This window comes from Kaistella flava (ex Peng et al. 2021), assembly GCF_015191005.1.
In the GTDB taxonomy this organism is placed as follows: Bacteria; Bacteroidota; Bacteroidia; order Flavobacteriales; family Weeksellaceae; genus Kaistella; species Kaistella flava.
This window is the reverse complement of record NZ_CP040442.1, coordinates 2,764,862-2,782,192: the sequence shown is the minus strand read 5'-3', so window position 1 is coordinate 2,782,192 and position 17,331 is coordinate 2,764,862. Positions and strand designations below refer to the sequence as shown.

The following is a 17,331-nucleotide window of genomic DNA, read 5'->3' as shown; positions in this document are numbered from 1 at the left end:
ATTTGAGTCATGACAATAACTATAAACCCCAAAAACAAGAAAGAATCTGAAAAAATAAAAGCGATTCTCAAAGCAATTGAGGTCGATTTTGTCGAAGATACTGTAGAAAAGGATTGGTGGAATGAACTTTCAGATGCTGAAAAAAATTCTATCGAAATGGGATTGAAAGATATCGAAGAAGGAAGAGTAATTTCACATGAAGAAGTTATGAAATCTTTTGGAAGATGAAAAAAGTAAGTTGGTCCGTAAAAGCCAGTAAAGAATTAAATGAGGTTTATGATTATTGGGCTCTTAACAATAATTCTAATGTATACTCAGAAAAAATTCTTGATGAAATTTTTAGAATGATCAATTTAGTAAGGTCACAAAGTTACATTGGTGAGGAAAGTAAAATTAAAAAAATCAGAAGAGTTTTAATTTTAGAGAATTTTTCTCTTTTCTATAAATTAATGGATGATGAAATTAAAGTATTATCATTCTTTGATAACAGACGAGATCCAGGCAACTTAAAAATTAATTAAAAAACTCTTTCATATCTAATTATAAATAGGTAGAGAAAAAAACAACAATATATTGGAAGAATTTTTTGAAAACGAACTGGTAGAAAAGTTCGAAGCAATGGTTGAGAATAATGATGAATTCTACTTCGAAACCGAAGAGTATGAAGAGATTATTATCTATTATCTCGAAATGGGGGATATCTCCTTTGCCGATATGGCAACAAAATATGGGTTGAAAATTCACCCTAATTCCCTTGATTTAAAAATTAAGCAATTCGAAGTTCTTTTGGAATTAGAAAAATATTCCGAAGCTAAAGAATTGATGACTGAACTGAAGGAATCTTGTATGGATCATACAGATTTCCTGGTTTGCTGTGCAAAATATTATTCGAATCTTGGAAACCCAAGACGTTCAATTGAGTATTGTGAAAAAGGATTAGAATTAGAAGAAGAAGAAAACTTTCTACATAATTTCATCGCTGATGAATTTGTGAATTTAGAAGATCCATTCAATGCCTTAAAGCACTATAAATTGGCTTTGAATTTTGATCCGCAAGATGAATATTCCTTAGAGAATGTCATGTTCTGTTATAACCAATTGAAGAGAAGTGATGAAGCCATCGAGTTCTTGAATGGTTATTTGGACAAGTTTGCTTTCTCAGAAACAGCTTGGTACGAATACGGACAGTTTTACTTTAATAAAAAGAAATACGAAGAAGCGATTAAAGGCTTTGATTATTTGTTGGCGATTAATCCGCAATCGGTCGGAGTTTATGCCAATAAAGCGGCGTGTTATGAAGCGATGGGCGAGTGGTTAAAAGCTGTTGAAGTCTATGAAGAAATGCTGGCTTTAGAATATACCAAATCATTTACTTTTTATAAAATTGGTTTGTGTTACAAAGAAAATAAGCAACCAGTTTTAGCCTTAAATTCATTTCAAAAATCGTTGCGGGATGATCCTCAGTTTTATTTGTCAATGATGGAGCAATCCTACGTTTATGAAGAAATGGGCGGAATGAAAGAAGCTTTGCATTTTGCAAAAGAAGCAGTTTCTCTGAATGAAGGTAATCTGGATTATCAGAAAAGACTTGCCTTTTTATATATTGAAGGTGGGAAATTTGAAGAGAGTTTGGCGTGCTTAAAAAGGTTAGTCGATTTTGAACCAACGCGTTTCTACAATTGGTATGCGTATTCAGAAGTCCTGATGTTGATTGGTGAATTTGAAGAGGCTGTAACAGTCCTAATTGCCGCTACAAAAATGCATAACAGAGCCGAATTATTTTATCAGTTAAGCAACTGTTATTTCCAGCTGAATAATACTAGAAAGGGAAGATCGGTACTGGCAAAAGCCCTGGAGCTTGATCCACAATTGCTGGAAGATATGCAGCAAAAATATCCTTTCCTAAAAGATGAAGTGGATAAAGTAAAAACCAAAAAAAAGTAAGTCTCTTATAAATCGAAAACGCACTGTGAAGTGCGTTTTTTTTTGTTTTAAATTGATAAGTTAGTTGCAAAAAATAAAGATATCTTGAGATGAAATAAAGTAATTTTTTTCACCATTAAGTTCATGATTAAGGAGTTAAGAAGATTAAGATTTCCTTCGGAATTGCCTCTTTCTAGAACTGATTTGATCTTTTCATTTAACTAAAAACTTATGTGACTAATGTGTTTAATGAAGATTTAGATTTCTAAAAATGTTTATCGATAATACATTTCCAGGAAGTTGAAAAACTCAACCATTCTGAAAACATTGTTAATTGCCAAATAAAAGAACAATACAGAAACCGTAACATAAAGAAAAGAAAGTGTTTTCGGTGAATCTTTATAGCCGTAAAAAAGCCAGCCAAGAAGCAACGGGACGACAAATATAAAATGTCCGCCGTAAATGTAAGAAGTGTGAAGTCCAAATTTTAAAACGCAGTGAATCACAATATCTACTAAAAAAGAAATCATTAAAATCTGCACGAATTTGTTTTTAAAGTTTTTTACGAAACTCCATAATACAAGTAGTAAAACCGTTGCTACAAATACATACGGAATCCAGGAAGTATAAACATCCATGAAAAGTGCTTTGTATTGAAATCCTTTTTTATTGTGATAATCTTTAATGACGAATCCACTGAAAAGCATATTTCCGCCGAAAAACCACGACGCAATCATGTCCCAAATCGGTGTCACTTTTGGATTAGAAAACTTCTCGTACTGTTCACTAGATTTATTTAAAAAGTTTAAAAACTTAAAATCCAGTCGATATAGAAATAGTAAAACAAAAACTGAAACGGAAATCAAAACGCGTAAAACGAGATTTCCAAATTTTCGCCAGTTTCTAAAAACGTTCTTTTCAAACAGAAGCGGAATATAAACTTTAACAATATTAGTAATGGTTAAGCCTCCGATTGAAAGTGCTGCTAAAGCCAAAGCAGTTGCAGGAATTTTTTCTTCTTTTCTGATTTTTAAAGCTGCATAATAATTAAACAAAACCAAAAATAATAAGGTGTAAGTATACGTTTCCGGCGTGAAAGAAAGTAAAATTGGTGTGCTGAAAAAGGAGAAAAAGAATAGTATTAATACCGAAATCTTTTTTGGTAATGTAATGATATTCTTTAAATATTTATAAATCTGAACTAAACTTAAACTCACTGCCAAGTTGCTGCACCAAGCCAAAACAAGTCTAAAGGTTTCATCTTTCTTCCCATTTGAAAACAGATAAGCAAATTCGCGAATCCAATTGAAAAAATAGTTTGCCAAAGGATGTCTTTCAAAGCCGCCACCAGTCATTACAATCGCTCGGTTATCAAAACTGAAATAAGCGTCCCACGGAATTCGGTTATCAAAAATAATTCGATAATTCAACGCAATCGCAGTTCCCAAAATACCATAAGCAGTAAGGAACAGCAGAAATAAAAACAATTCGAATTTTGTTTCCGGGAAAACAGTTTTCAGAAAATCTGTAAATTTTTGTTTCAAATTCAAGGTAATTAATTTCGGCAAAAGTAAGGAATTTTAAGAACTACAGGAAAGGGTAGAGCAGCCGGTTTGGCCATCATATTCATTCGGTCTCTTTACAGAAAATTCGGGGTAGATTTCTTCGTAAGGATTTTCTAAAGCGGTTAAAAGTTTGTTTAGTAAATCTTTCTTTCCTTCATTCAATTCATTGATGCATTCGAAAAGTAAATAGTTTCTCAAGATAAATTTCGGATTGGTGGTATTCATTAACGTTAAAGAATCTGTTTTTGAAATGCTGTTTTTCGTTAATCGATTTTGATAAAGAGTAAGGAAATCTTTTAATTTTTCAAATTGCTCTTCTGTCGTTCTTGAATAAAATACTTCTTTAAAATGAACTTTAAAATCAATGTTTTCAGAATAGGTTTCTAACTGTTTAAAAAACAACGTATAATCGATTTTTAAATCCTGCATGAGCTGTTGCGCATTCGTAAACAGTTCATCATCACCTTCCTGAACTTGATCAAATCCGAATTTCTTCGCCATCATTTCATCATGTTTGATCCAAAAAGTGGTGTTGAAATCATTAAGGATCTTTTCCAGTTTGGATTCGTCTTTAATTAAAGAAAATAAAGCGTTGGCCAATTGCCAAAGATTCCATTGTGCGATTTTTGCCTGATTTCCAAAAGCATATCTGCGACCTGGTAAATCGGTTGTATTTGGTGTGAAATTCAAATCATACTCATCTAAGAAAGAAAACGGTCCATAATCAATCGTTAAGCCTAGAATCGACATGTTATCAGTATTCATAACGCCATGAACAAATCCTACGCGAAACCAATCCACAATCATGTCAGCAGTTTTGTTTGCTATTGTTTTGAAAAATTCAGCATATTTATCTGGACTACTAATATCGATTTCTGGAAAATAATTTTCAATAGCAAAGTCGGCAAGTTCTTTTAAAGTCTCAGTTTCACCTTGAGCAGAAAGCAATTCGAAATGTCCAAATCTTAAAAAGCTTGGAGCGGTTCTGGTCATCACTGCACCTTTTTCATAAGCAGCATTTCCGTCGTACAAAATATCTCGTACAACTTGTTCTCCGCTAAACGAAAGTGATAAAGCACGAGTCGTTGGAATCCCCAAATGATACATCGCTTCACTCATAAGATATTCCCGAACGGAAGAACGAAGAACTGCCCGTCCATCAGCATGTCGAGAATATGGAGTTGCGCCGGCACCTTTCCATTGGATTTCGGATTTTGAACCTTGAGTGTTTTTAATCTCACCAGCGAAAATTGCGCGACCATCACCAAGTTGACCTGCCCAATTTCCAAACTGATGTCCAGCGTAAGCAGTTGAATAAGTTTTCATATTGGTCGGAAGAAATTTTGCATTTAGAAAGTCTTTGTCTTCTTGCTTTTCAATTGTTCCTAAGCCAATTTCCTCGGATAGTTTTTCATTAAATATAATCAGGTCAGGATTTTCAAAATGAGCAATTTCCGTAGTTGAAGATAAAACTTTAGGAGTTTGCCTTTGCATTGGGTTTCCAGAAAGATCACCAGGAAAAAGCGTTAAATATTGTTGAGTGATTTGGTCTAAATTCATGATTCAAAGTTCGCTAAAAAAAACATCCTTCCAAAAGATTGAAAGGATGTTTTCCATTTATTATATAGATTGATGTTATTTGTTAAAATCGATATCGTCGCCGGTATTGATATTTTCATTAACATTATCTTCTTTTTTTGCAGGAGATTTTTTGTTTGGATTCAAGGGTTCTGCAACTGTCGGATTTTTGATTTCATCAATGGTTTGTAAACCTCCGTCATCGCCATATCCTCCAAGTCCTTGTAGATCGCCGCAACCACCTGTCCAGCCAGAAGGTTTAACAAATTTGTCTTCAGGAGAAATTCCTAATTCTTTATCTGCCCAAACTTTCTTCATATAGATTGCCCAAATTGGTAAGGCCATTTTCGCACCTTGTCCTTCACCTGTTCCATAGAAGTGAGTTGCTCGATCTTCCCAGCCAACCCAAACACCTGTGGCGAGATTCGGTGTAATTCCCATAAACCAACCGTCGGAGTTATTTTGTGTCGTTCCTGTTTTACCTGCGATTTCAATTCCTTTGGCAACGCCTCTTCTTCCTAGTTCACCTGAAGCTGTCCCGAATTCTGCAACGCCTTTCATCAGATCGATCATGGTGTAAGCGTATAATTCGTTCATCACTTCTTTGGTGACTGGTTTTACCTCTTTAATAACCCGTCCATTGGCATCTTCAATTCTCCAGATCATTTCAGGTTTAATATAATTCCCATAATTGGCAAAAGTACTATAAGCACCCAGCATTTCGAATATCGTAATATCTGATGAACCTAAGGCCACTGCATATTCATTCGGAATTTCTTCGGTTACTCCTAAATCTCTAGCCGTTTGTATTACGCTTTTAACACCTGTCATTTCAATTAATCGTACTGCGACCGCGTTTTGAGATTGTGCTAAAGCATTTCGCAATGTCAGCATTCCACCACTACCTCTCACGCTCCATGATCCTTTAGTATAAGTAGCATTGGATACAGTCGAACATGGTGTCATTCCTAATTTCATAATTGCCGTAGCATAAACAAAAGGTTTGAAAGTTGAACCAACCTGTCTTTTCCCTTGCTTGATATGATCGTATTGAAAATGCTGCCAGTTAATTCCACCAACCCAAGCTTTAATTTCTCCAGTTCCGGGAACCATCGACATTAATCCTGCTTGCGCAATTTGCTTGTGATAACGGATAGAATCCCAAGGAGACATTTCAACTTCTTCCTCACCTTTCCAAGTAAATCTGGAAGTTTTTATAGGTTTTTTAAAGTCAAGCATAATCGAGTCCTCTGGAACACCTGCATTTTTTAATTGCTTGTATCTTCCAGTTCTCTTCATCGCACTAAGCATGATAGAGCTGATCTGAGCATCATTAATTTTATAGAAAGGTCTTTGCTTTCTTCCTCTTTGCTCAGCATCAAATCTACTTTGCAGATCCGTTAAATGCTCTTTAATTGCCTCTTCAGCATAAGTTTGCATTTTGGAATCCAGCGTAGTATAAATTTTCAAACCATCTTTAAATAAATTTAAAGTCTTACCGGTTTTCTTTTCATAGTCTTTAATGTAGCTCTCGATTTCTTTTCTTAAATAATACTTGTAATAGGCTGAGTAACCTTCATCAATTGATTTAACAGGATGATAGTCAACAGCAATAGGAGTTGCTAATGCTTTTTCATATGTTGCCTGATCCAGATAACCCGTTTTCAGCATTTGCTCCAATACAACATCTCTTCTGCGTTTTGCCCTTTCAGGATTTCGCATCGGATTGTTTGCAACTGGCGCTTCAAGCATTGCTACAAACATTGCTGCTTCGGGTAAAGTCAATTGGGAAGCCTTTTTATTAAAATAAATTCGCGACGCCATTTCGATTCCGTTGGCGTTATTTACAAAATCAAATTTGTTGAAATAAAGAGTAATGATTTCCTCTTTGGTATAACGCTTTTCTAAACTTACAGCAACTACCCATTCTTTTAATTTTTGAAAAGATCTTTGCACGCTATTTTGCGACGCAGTACCTGTAAATAATAGTTTCGCTAATTGCTGAGTAATGGTAGAACCACCACCTCTTTTACCACCAAAAGCAACAGCACGAGCAACCGATTGTAAATCAATTCCTGAATGTTCCTTAAATCGCTCATCTTCTTTTGCCTGTAAAGCATAGATTAAATAAGGAGGTAATTCTTTGTAGGTAACAGGTTGAGTTTTTTCTTTTTCAAATTTGCCCAGTATTTTTCCATCCGAAGAATAAATTTCGGAAGCTACATAAATATCTGGATTTTCAAGTTCTTTCACATCGGGCATATCGCCAAGAAATCCTTGGGACACTGCAAAGAATACAGCTGCTATTCCTACAATTAAGAGAATTAGTGCAGCCCATACGAATTTCACCCATTTTTTCCAGCCAGTATTTTTGACTTTTTTTGGAGGAAGTGGAAACTTTTGTTGTGGTTTACTTCCTTTGTTCTGTGTGTTTTCCATAAATAAGTTTACGGTTTTGCCGTTTCTATTTTTACGCCAATATCTTCAATTCCGGGGAGGTTATCATTTCTCATCGCTTGAATAATTCCGATGGAATAATCACCGTTTGCTGGAAATTTATAATCTAATTTATATTGAAAAAGAATTTCTTTGGTATCGCCGAAACCTTTTCCAATCCAGGCGCCGTTCGGTTCTGCCAAAATATAATTAAGCGTATCTGTACTTTTCTTTTTCGTTTGCCCATCCAAAAAATTAACAATCAGCCTGATATTACTATATGGATAATCATTGTTATTTCTTACAACAAATATAATATTTTTTGGATTTTGAGCATCCGTTACTTTAAAGTCAAATTTCTGTTCGGTTTTTTTATTCCATTTTCCGTTGAGGTTATTCATCAACACTTCTTCCGAATCATTGTTACAACTGGCAAGAAAAAACAAAACGAAAAAAGCACCCATTATCTTATGCATTGTCATCACGTTTTGGCTGAGGTTTCTTTTTAAAGTTTTTTGGCTTTTGTTGAGGCGACTTCGCATTGGGCTGTGCAGGTTTATCAACTGGTTTGTCAGTTGGCTTTTCGGAAATTCTTTTTCTTTTTTCGCCTTGATTTACTGCAGGTTTGTTCTCTTGCTTTTGTTGGTTATTCGGTTTTCTCTTATTTTGATTTTTGCCGGGACCTTTACCTCTTCTTTCAAAGCGGTCCATATTATTTTCCTGAATTAAATCTACTGATTTTACAGGAGCATCAAGAACTTTTACATCTTCTAAAGGTTGTGCTTTCTCGCCTTTTTTATTTTTGGCAATCATTTTTTTGACATCCTGAACATCCAAATCATACCAAGCCATAGAATGATCTGCATAAGCGAACCACATTCTCTTTTTGAAAACGTCAATTTTAATACAGAAAGCTTTTCCTTTCTCCGTATCAAGCGTAGTTGATGAAGATGGGAAATCACTTAATGCATCTAAATAGCTATCGAGTTCGTAGTTCAGACAGCATTTCAGTTTTCCACATTGTCCAGCTAATTTCTGAGGATTAATACTCAGCTGCTGATAACGTGCTGCATTGGTATTTACAGATCGGAAATCGGTTAACCAGGTTGAACAACACAATTCTCTTCCACAAGAACCGATACCTCCAACTTTTGCAGCTTCCTGGCGGAAACCGATTTGTTTCATATCGATTTTGGTTCTGAATAAAGAAGCAAATTCTTTAATCAACTGTCGGAAATCTACACGCGTTTCTGCGGTATAAAAGAACGTAACCTTCGTGCCATCACCCTGATATTCAACATCGGTGATTTTCATTTCAAGATTAAGCGCGTAGGCAATCTTTCTGGCTTGAATTTTTACACTTTCTTCTTTTCCTCTGGCATCTTGCCAAACCTCAATATCTTTTTGGTTGGCTAATCGGTAAATTTTTAGAGGGTTATCTTCAGAGATGTTTTTCTTTTTCATCTGAATTTTCACCAATTCTCCTGTGAGGCTTACTACACCTATATCGTGACCCGGACTAGATTCTACTGTGATGACGCTTCCCATATGAAGCGGTAATTTATTGACGTTTTTATAAAAAAATTTGCGATCGTTCTTGAATCTTACTTCCACAAAATCTGTTTGAGATTGAGATGGATTATTAATATTCGAGAGCCAATCGAAAACGCTTAATTTATAGCTATTCCCGCAAGTATCTACACTTCCACAGCCATTCGCGGATTTTGTTCCGCATGAATGGGACGAATCGCCGGATGTTTTACATCCACAACTCATATTTATATTTTTGTTATATGTTGCAAATTTACTATAATTTTTTTTGTATATTTCAATGTACGCTAATTTAACAGTAGGGATTTTTTAATTATATAAAAACAGCGATTTAATTTATGAATTATTCAATGTTTTAACTGTTATTATGCAAATCATATAATTTAAAAATTAAAATTCATTTCCATTTTATTGATTTCATTTAATTTAAACGGCATTACTATTTTTAGTTTTATTTTCTGATAAACACTTAATAATAAAAGATTTAGTAATGGTTATGAGTGTTAATAAAATTAAACATTAGGCGTAAAATAGCATTTGTTTAAAATATATTATGAATAATTAACATTTGTTTAAAAAATAATTTTATATTTGGGACATAAATAATGATTTTATGAAAAAAATAGTTGTAACAACAGCATTGTTGGCCGGCGTTCTTGCTTATGCGGGAGGCTTTAGGGTTTCTTTACAAGGCGTAAAGCAATTGGCAATGGCTCATACAAGTGCTCATGTTGAAGATGCGAGTGTGACATTCTTCAATCCAGCTGGGATGTCTTTTATTCCAAATAGATTAAGTGTCGCTGCGGGTGGATTCGGAATCAACGCAGAGGTTGAGTATCAGAATCTTTCAACTTTGCAATCTTACAAGACAGATAATCCTTTGGGAACCCCGATTTATGCGGCGGTTGCCTATAAGATTGTAGATAATGTTTCGGTAGGTTTCAATTTCTCTACACCATTCGGAAGTACAATCGATTGGGGTAAAAATTGGGCTGGAAGCGAAATGGTACAGAAAATTGAATTGAAAGCTTTCTATTTTCAACCAATGGTTTCTTTTAAATTAGCGCCATGGGCTTCGGTAGGTGGTAGTTTTATTTATGCTAAAGGATCTGTAGATTGGGATAAATCGGTTACGCAATTAGGAGGAAGTATAAATATTAATGATAGCAAAGCTTCAGGAACTGGATTCGGTTTAGGATTTTATTTAAGACCAACTGAGAATTTAGACGTGAGTATTGCTTACCGTTCACCTGTTGACATGAAGGCGGATGAAGGAATTGCTACTTTTAATGTTTCTTCGAGTTTATTTTCAACGATTGGTTTAGATGCTAATGGTCAAGATAAATTTAAAGCTGTTTTACCTTTGGTAGATGAATATACAATTGGACTAACTTACAAGATTACACCGAAGTGGTTAGTGTCTGGAGATTTTAATTATGCAGGTTGGCAGCGATACAACAAGTTAACTTTGGATTTTGAAAACGCTAAAGTGGGCCCACCAAGTGATCCTACTGTTTTGGTTTCTCCTAAAGATTTCCACAGTACACAAACTTGGAGAATTGGAACACAATATATGATTACCGATAAATTGGCAGGAAGAATTGGTTATTATCATGATGAATCACCTTATACTGATGAGCATTTTATTCCTGATACTCCTTCTTTCAATGCGAATGTAATTACAGGAGGTATTGGTTACAAGTGGAATAACTTTGGGATTGATTTAGCAGGAGCTTATAACTTCCAGATGCCAAGAGACGTGAAAAACGCTTATTATAATTTCTACGGGCAAGCTAAAGCTAAAGCATATTACTTTGGTTTAGGTTTATCATATAACGCATTTTAAGAATTAATAGATTATGAAAAAAATACTAATTTCAACTATTGCTGTTGCGGCACTTTTGTCCACAGTAAGTTGTAAAACCGACTTTGATACTGACGTAAGTAGTGTAGTTGTGACTAATGGTGAGGCTAACTTTACAAAATTTGTGTCTATAGGAAACTCTTTGACCTCAGGTTTTAGAGATGGTGCTTTATATAGCGACGGACAGTTGCAATCTTTCCCTTCGATTATGGCTCAGCAAATGAAGCTTGCCGGTGGTGGAGATTTTGTACAGCCAATGATGCCAAATAATGTTGGTGGATTTACAAGTTTATTTGCTGCTTCAGGAGGAAAAGATTTCTACGGAAAACTGACTCTAAAAGTAGTTAATGGTTCTTTGTCACCTACGCCCAGTGCTCCAGGAGGGGATTTGGATATGATCGGTGGTGCTGGTAAGATGTTCAATAATATGGGTGTTACAGGTGCGAAGTCATTCCACTTAGGGATTAATGGATACGGTAATCCAGCAGGATTAGCAACAGGAGCGGCAAACCCTTACTTTGTAAGATTTGCGACTGGTCCAAATGCTTCTGTGATTGGTGATGCTGTTGCGCAAGCGCCAACATTCTTCTCACTTTGGATTGGAAATAACGATGTTCTTTCTTATGCAACAAGTGGAGGTTCAGGTGTTGATCAAACAGGTAACTTAAATCCAGCAACTTATGGTGGAAACGATATTACAGATCCAGGTGTAGTTGCTTCGGTAATTAATGGATATGTATCTGCTTTAACAGCAAATGGTGCAAAAGGAGTTATTGCAAATATTCCTAATGTAACTTCAATTCCATATTTTACAACTGTACCTTATAACCCATTAACGCCAGCATTGTTAGGAGCTAATATTACAGCGTTGAACGCGAGTCTATATGGTCCGTTAAAACAAGCGCTTACAGCTTTTGGAGCTGGGTCTAGAATTAATTTACTTTCTGCTACATCAGCAAATCCAATTTTAATTTTGGATACTGATTTAACAGATCTTTCTGCACAACTTACCGCGGCATTAACTCCTTCTTTAGGAGCTCCAACAGCTGCAGCTTTTGGTCAGATTTACGGTCGTGCTAGACAGGCAACTTCAAAAGATCTTGTTCTTTTAACAGCCAGTTCTGCAATCGGAACTACCGTTGCAGGAGCGCCAGCAAGCATTAATGTGAATGGGATTTCTTATCCAATGGCTAATCAATATGTATTAACGGAAAAAGAAACTGCAAAAGTCTTAACAGCAACTGCAGCTTATAATGCTTCTATTAAATCTATTGCAACTGCAAAAGGATTGGCCTATGTAGACGCAAATGCTAAATTGGTTGAGCTTTCGAAAGTATCTGGAATTCAATTTGACGGAGTAAAATACACCGCAAGTTTTGTAACTGGAGGAACATTCTCACTAGATGGTGTTCACCTTACAGGAAGAGGATATGCTTTAATCGCTAATGAATTTTTAAGAGTGATTAATCTAAAGTATAAATCAAATTTACCAATGGTAAACGTGAATAGCTATCAGGGAATAACTTTCCCATAATGATTATTAAAAAAAATGATTAAACTTAAAACCACTTGAATTCTTCGAGTGGTTTTATTTTTTTAAATTTGCACATCTAAAAAAAAGTAAAAATGGCTGATCAGGCAAGTTATTTATTCTCTACCAGAACCAGTAAAGTTTTGGCGGAAGAGATTGCTCAATTCTATGGGCAAGAAATGGGGAAAATTAATTTCCAGGAATTTAGTGATGGGGAGTTCGAGCCCGTATTAGATGAATCTGTTCGTGGTGGACGGGTTTTTTTGATTGGATCCACTTTTCCACCAGCAGACAATCTTCTTGAGTTACTACTCATGATTGATGCTTCTAAAAGAGCATCTGCAAAAAGCATCACGGTAGTTTTACCTTACTACGGTTTGGCAAGACAAGATCGTAAAGACCAGCCCAGAGCACCTATCGGAGCTAAGTTAGTCGCAAACCTTCTTACCGCTGCAGGAGCAACCAGAATCATGACCATGGATTTGCATGCAGATCAAATTCAGGGATTCTTCGAAATTCCGGTAGATCATTTGTATGCTTCCACAATCTTTATCGATTACATCAAACGGTTAAATTTAGAAGATCTTACCATCGCATCACCGGATATGGGTGGAGCGAAAAGAGCTAAAAATTATGCAAGTCACCTCGGTGCAGAAGTGGTAATCGCTTACAAAGAAAGAAAAAAAGCAAACGTTGTTGAAGAAATGTTTTTGATTGGTCATGTTGAAGGAAGAAATGTAATCCTTATTGATGACATGATTGACACGGCAGGAACTCTTTGCAAAGCAGCTGACATTCTGATGGCTAACGGAGCGAAAAGTGTTCGTGCAATGGCAACACACGGAGTACTTTCAGGAAAAGCGTATGAAAACATTCAGAATTCAAAACTTTCAGAAGTTATTGTAACTGATACTATTCCAATCAAAACCGAATTGTCATCAAAAATTAAAGTGTTGTCTTGTGCACAACTCTTTGCAGATGTGATGAAAATGGTTCACGAGAACAAATCAATAAGCGATAAATTCATTATTTAAAATAATAATTTATATCTTTGCATCCTTAAAATTTTTTAATATATTATAATGAAATCAATTACAATTCAAGGTACAAAAAGAGAAAGCGTGGGCAAGAAGTCTACTAAAGCTTTACGTGATGCTGAATTAGTTCCTTGTGTTGTTTACGGAGGTGCCGAAACTTTAAATTTTTCTGCTACAGAAAAATCTTTCAAAGGTTTGGTATATACTCCTGAAGCACACACGGTATCTATTGAAGTTGACGGAAAAACTATTCCTGCCGTACTTCAAGACATCCAATTCCACCCATTAACAGACAAAATCTTACACGCTGATTTCTATCAGTTGTCAGATGACAAACCTGTAGTGATGGAAGTTCCAGTAAGACTTACAGGACGTTCAAAAGGTGTTGTTGCCGGTGGTGCAATGAGACAATCTTTCAGAAAATTGAAAGTAAAAGCGATCCCAGGAAACTTGCCAGACGAAATCGTAGTAGATGTTACTCCACTTAAAATTGGTGGTAAACTTTACGTTGGTGATATCAAAACAGAAGGATTTACTTTCGTACATCCAGCGAATGCAGTAGTAGTTGCTGTTAAAATGTCAAGAACTGCAGCCAAAGGTGGTGTGGCAATTGATGACGAAGATGAAGAAGAAACTCCAGAAGAAGATGTTCCAGCTACAGAAGAAACAAGTGCAGAGTAAATCTAAACTTATTTATATCAAAGTCCCGTTCAGCAATGAGCGGGACTTTTTGTATATCCTAATCAGCTTTTTTTATTTGGGCAGCTTAATCCGTCTTCCGTTCCCGCTATTTTTTTTGCCGACCTTTTCCCACTAAAAAAAATGAGCTCCACTCAAGCCGGGCTGCAGATGGGAATTTTATTAAAGGGTCAGTCTTAGTTGAAACGCCGTTTCTAAATTTAGTTTCAATCTTCTCGGTTTTTTTAATTATTTTTACTTTCCAAAACACAATATTGTGCTCAAAAAACTAGTCAGTTTATCTTTTCTGTTCATCCTCACTTTTTCTTTTGCTCAGCAAAACGAAGAATTTAAAGTGGTGAAAAACTATTTTGATAATCAACGTTTCATGTTGAACAAAGAATTCAAAAACCGATTTGATAACGAAGTTGATTATACCGCTAAAATCAACGTTAAAAAAGATTTCCAGGAGTTTATGGAGAAGCTAGACAGCATTCAAAATAACGCTTTGGTGAATGCCTTAGTAAGAGTTAAAATCAGAGAAGACTTGAGCCGGCTTCACCTTCCAAAGCAATCATCAAATACCAGCGAAAATCCCACAAAGACAGATTTGAGCAGCAATGCCAATTATCCGGGTGGATTTAATTTAATGAGACAGCAAATTACAGAGTTGTTTTACACAGATTCCATTTTATCTGATCAGAAAATGATGAGAACAGAATTGCTCTTTGTCGTTGAAAAAGACGGCTCTATAAGTTCAGTGCAAGCAGAAGGAGATAATTTCACCTTTAACCGACAAGCTGAAATAGCGCTTTATCTTCTTCCAGAAAAATTTTCTCCCGCTTTCATTAATGGAACAGCAATTCGCTATCGTTTTAAAATTCCCTTATCAATCAATTTTGAATAGATTTTAAAGATTAGCTTTTCATTACTCATCATCCATCATCCATCATCCAACATCCAACACCTAACATCTCCAAATATGTTTACCGACGAATATTATATGAAAATGGCGCTGCAAGAAGCCCAAATTGCTTTTGAAAAAGATGAGGTTCCAATTGGTTGTATCATTGTTTCTAATGATAGAATTCTAGCCAAGTCACACAACTTGACAGAAACTTTAAACGATGTTACCGCTCATGCCGAAATGCAGGCGATCACTTCGGCGGCAGATTATCTTGGTGGAAAATATTTGCAAAACTGTACGATGTATGTTACGGTTGAACCTTGTGTGATGTGTTCAGGAGCGTTAAGCTGGTCGCAGATTTCAAAAGTAGTAATCGGAGCTCGAGATGAGCAACGTGGTTTTATCAACAAGAATTTACAGTTGCATCCCAAAACAGAAATTGTAACTGGGGTTTTAGAACATGAATGTTCGGTAATTGTGAAGGAGTTTTTTAAAAATAAAAGATAGAACTATTAATTACACTGGAATTGGAACAAGCTTTTCTTGAAAAATTTTATGGGTTCTGTACTCTTTTTAAAGTTCAACTTTTTATAAAAATACAAGGTCTTAAATTCTGCTGGAACCATTTCGTCTAACGCACTTTTTAGGACGTAAATTCCCGTTTTGGAATCTATTATATAATGTGAAAGTCGAAGTTGGTTTTCCTCAAAATTGATAATTCCTTCAGGAGATATAGTTCCGAACCGATTTTCTTTAGTGCTTAGGAAAGAAGTTTGCGAGTAATAGTTTTTCTGCTGTTCAACGAATTTTTTAATTTCGCTTTCATCTGTTTTAGAAATGCTGCGTTTTGGAGAAGAAGAAGATCCTTGATTGAGCGTTAATTGACTATTTACAATCTCACCTTTAAATTCAGGTAACATCATTTGTGAATTATAATAAATGATGACGAAATCATTATTATCAGCTATTTCATAATCGAAACCCAATCTGTTTTGTTTTAGATTTTGCGTTAAACAATTTGATAGCATCAGCTTTTCCAGCGAGTGATCAAATTCTTTTTTCACAGGATATGGCAAGCAATTCGCGTCTTCATTTAAAATATTCTGCATCTCTTTTGTAGAAGTAGCGATGAATGTTTTTTCATTAATATCTAAATCTTTAAACAGAATTTTAGAACCGTTAATATCAGGATTGTATCGCCCGAAAACTTGAAGTGACTGATCTGGAATGTAGGGTTTGAAAATTATTTTATGATTTTCGTTTTGGGTCCATTTACCAGAAATTATTTGGCCAAAAGTAACCATCGCAAATTCATTATTATCAAATAGAAACCAATTGTATCCACCATCATCAGGATTCCCTGAAGAGATATGATAACTTCCGACAAGATTTTGCTGAGCGCCAATATTTTGGAACCATGAGAAAAATAAAAGCGAAAAAATCAGCAATTTTTTCATTTGATTTCTTTATAAATCTTTACCCAAATAATACAGTCCTTTCAAAGTATGTAACCGATCGGCGATCTGAATTTTATCCGTCAAAGGTTTGTAAACATGCGAAACTCCGCCGGTTGCGATGACGAAACAATCATCTTCAACTTCATCATTAATACGGTCTACGAATCCTTCTACCATTCCTAAATATCCATAAACCATTCCGCTTTGCATACAGGAAACAGTATCTAAACCTAATACATGTTTAGGTTTTACCAATTCGATTTCTGGTAATTGTGCAGTGTCATGAATTAAAGAATTCAGTGCGGTAATAATTCCCGGAGCGATAATTACGCCGAGTGTTTCACCACTTTCATTAATGCAACTTGCGGTTAAGGCTGTACCGAAATCAAATATGATTTTCTTTTTATCAGCTGGATAAAGATGATGCGCCGCAACCAAGTTGGCGTAAATATCAGTTCCCATTTGTTTCGATTTTGGCTGCACTCCTGATGGAGTAGTGCGATCGACGACGATGGGTTTTTGATTATGGATTTTTTGAATCGCTCGCGAAACATCATAAGTCAACTGAGGAACGACGGAGCCAATAATTATTTTTTCAATATTGGCTGCATCGATCTTATGAGTTTGATACATCATCATAAACTGCATTTGCAATTCGTCGCTGGTTCTGTAAGGTTTCGTGTTTAGAATCCAGGAAATTTCACAATTGTCATTATTGAACAAGCCAAATCTGATATTGGTATTTCCGATATTAATTACGATGGAATGCATCTGTTTTATTTTTTCCACCAGTTGAACTGGTGG

General features: G+C 35.5%; 16 protein-coding genes. 9 read left to right on the top strand and 7 right to left on the bottom strand.

Annotated features, from left to right (window positions below; translation table 11 throughout):
* Positions 1 to 9: 9 nt before the first annotated feature.
* The 3 genes from Q73A0000_RS12400 to Q73A0000_RS12390 are packed head-to-tail and all read left to right on the top strand — an operon-like array spanning position 10 to position 1,944.
* Complete coding sequence (locus Q73A0000_RS12400; RefSeq protein WP_193811246.1) at positions 10 to 228, top strand: hypothetical protein; 219 nt, start codon at positions 10 to 12, stop codon at positions 226 to 228.
* The gene (locus Q73A0000_RS12395) at positions 225 to 521 is read left to right on the top strand and encodes a type II toxin-antitoxin system RelE/ParE family toxin (protein ID WP_193811245.1); all 297 of its coding nucleotides are present in this window, start codon (positions 225 to 227) and stop codon (positions 519 to 521) included. Before Q73A0000_RS12400 ends, Q73A0000_RS12395 begins: the two co-directional genes overlap by 4 nt.
* A 52-nt stretch (positions 522 to 573) precedes the next feature.
* Positions 574 to 1,944, top strand: a complete 1,371-nt coding sequence (locus Q73A0000_RS12390) for a tetratricopeptide repeat protein (RefSeq protein ID WP_193811244.1) — start codon at positions 574 to 576, stop codon at positions 1,942 to 1,944.
* A gap of 254 nt (positions 1,945 to 2,198) precedes the next feature.
* Here the strand turns inward: Q73A0000_RS12390 and Q73A0000_RS12385 are convergent, their stop codons facing one another.
* From Q73A0000_RS12385 to Q73A0000_RS12365, 5 genes are all read right to left on the bottom strand, one after another.
* The gene (locus tag Q73A0000_RS12385; protein ID WP_244140740.1) at positions 2,199 to 3,491 is read right to left on the bottom strand and encodes a DUF6080 domain-containing protein; all 1,293 of its coding nucleotides are present in this window, start codon (positions 3,489 to 3,491) and stop codon (positions 2,199 to 2,201) included.
* A gap of 12 nt (positions 3,492 to 3,503) precedes the next feature.
* Positions 3,504 to 5,048 (bottom strand): protein adenylyltransferase SelO, encoded by a 1,545-nt coding sequence (locus Q73A0000_RS12380; RefSeq protein WP_193811243.1) that lies wholly within the window; start codon positions 5,046 to 5,048, stop codon positions 3,504 to 3,506.
* Positions 5,049 to 5,123: 75 nt separating this feature from the next.
* Positions 5,124 to 7,505 carry a penicillin-binding protein 1A gene (locus Q73A0000_RS12375; protein WP_193811242.1) on the bottom strand — a complete coding sequence of 794 codons (2,382 nt, stop codon included), beginning with the start codon at positions 7,503 to 7,505 and terminating at the stop codon, positions 5,124 to 5,126.
* Positions 7,506 to 7,513: 8 nt separating this feature from the next.
* Positions 7,514 to 7,978 carry a gliding motility lipoprotein GldH gene (locus Q73A0000_RS12370; protein WP_410504115.1) on the bottom strand — a complete coding sequence of 155 codons (465 nt, stop codon included), beginning with the start codon at positions 7,976 to 7,978 and terminating at the stop codon, positions 7,514 to 7,516.
* Complete coding sequence (locus Q73A0000_RS12365) at positions 7,971 to 9,278, bottom strand: stage 0 sporulation family protein (RefSeq protein WP_193811240.1); 1,308 nt, start codon at positions 9,276 to 9,278, stop codon at positions 7,971 to 7,973. Before Q73A0000_RS12365 ends, Q73A0000_RS12370 begins: the two co-directional genes overlap by 8 nt.
* A 388-nt stretch (positions 9,279 to 9,666) precedes the next feature.
* Between Q73A0000_RS12365 and Q73A0000_RS12360 the strand changes: the two genes are divergently transcribed.
* The 6 genes from Q73A0000_RS12360 to Q73A0000_RS12335 all read left to right on the top strand — a co-directional run bounded on the left by Q73A0000_RS12360 (position 9,667) and on the right by Q73A0000_RS12335 (position 15,577).
* Positions 9,667 to 10,899, top strand: a complete 1,233-nt coding sequence (locus Q73A0000_RS12360; protein ID WP_193811239.1) for an OmpP1/FadL family transporter — start codon at positions 9,667 to 9,669, stop codon at positions 10,897 to 10,899.
* 13 nt (positions 10,900 to 10,912) lie between these two features.
* Positions 10,913 to 12,451 carry a G-D-S-L family lipolytic protein gene (locus tag Q73A0000_RS12355; protein ID WP_193811238.1) on the top strand — a complete coding sequence of 513 codons (1,539 nt, stop codon included), beginning with the start codon at positions 10,913 to 10,915 and terminating at the stop codon, positions 12,449 to 12,451.
* A gap of 92 nt (positions 12,452 to 12,543) precedes the next feature.
* Positions 12,544 to 13,482, top strand: a complete 939-nt coding sequence (locus tag Q73A0000_RS12350; protein WP_193811237.1) for a ribose-phosphate pyrophosphokinase — start codon at positions 12,544 to 12,546, stop codon at positions 13,480 to 13,482.
* A 48-nt stretch (positions 13,483 to 13,530) separates the two neighbouring features.
* Entirely contained in the window at positions 13,531 to 14,166 is a 636-nt protein-coding gene (locus Q73A0000_RS12345; RefSeq protein WP_193811236.1) for a 50S ribosomal protein L25/general stress protein Ctc, read from the top strand.
* A gap of 274 nt (positions 14,167 to 14,440) precedes the next feature.
* A complete protein-coding gene (locus tag Q73A0000_RS12340) occupies positions 14,441 to 15,070 on the top strand; it encodes a hypothetical protein (RefSeq protein ID WP_244140739.1) in 630 nt (209 codons plus the stop codon).
* Between the two features lie 75 nt (positions 15,071 to 15,145).
* Complete coding sequence (locus Q73A0000_RS12335; protein WP_193811235.1) at positions 15,146 to 15,577, top strand: nucleoside deaminase; 432 nt, start codon at positions 15,146 to 15,148, stop codon at positions 15,575 to 15,577.
* A gap of 5 nt (positions 15,578 to 15,582) precedes the next feature.
* Here the strand turns inward: Q73A0000_RS12335 and Q73A0000_RS12330 are convergent, their stop codons facing one another.
* Positions 15,583 to 16,527, bottom strand: coding sequence for a hypothetical protein (locus Q73A0000_RS12330; protein WP_193811234.1), 945 nt, complete (start codon positions 16,525 to 16,527; stop codon positions 15,583 to 15,585).
* Between the two features lie 9 nt (positions 16,528 to 16,536).
* Complete coding sequence (locus Q73A0000_RS12325; RefSeq protein WP_193811233.1) at positions 16,537 to 17,298, bottom strand: type III pantothenate kinase; 762 nt, start codon at positions 17,296 to 17,298, stop codon at positions 16,537 to 16,539.
* Between the last annotated feature and the right edge of the window lie 33 nt (positions 17,299 to 17,331).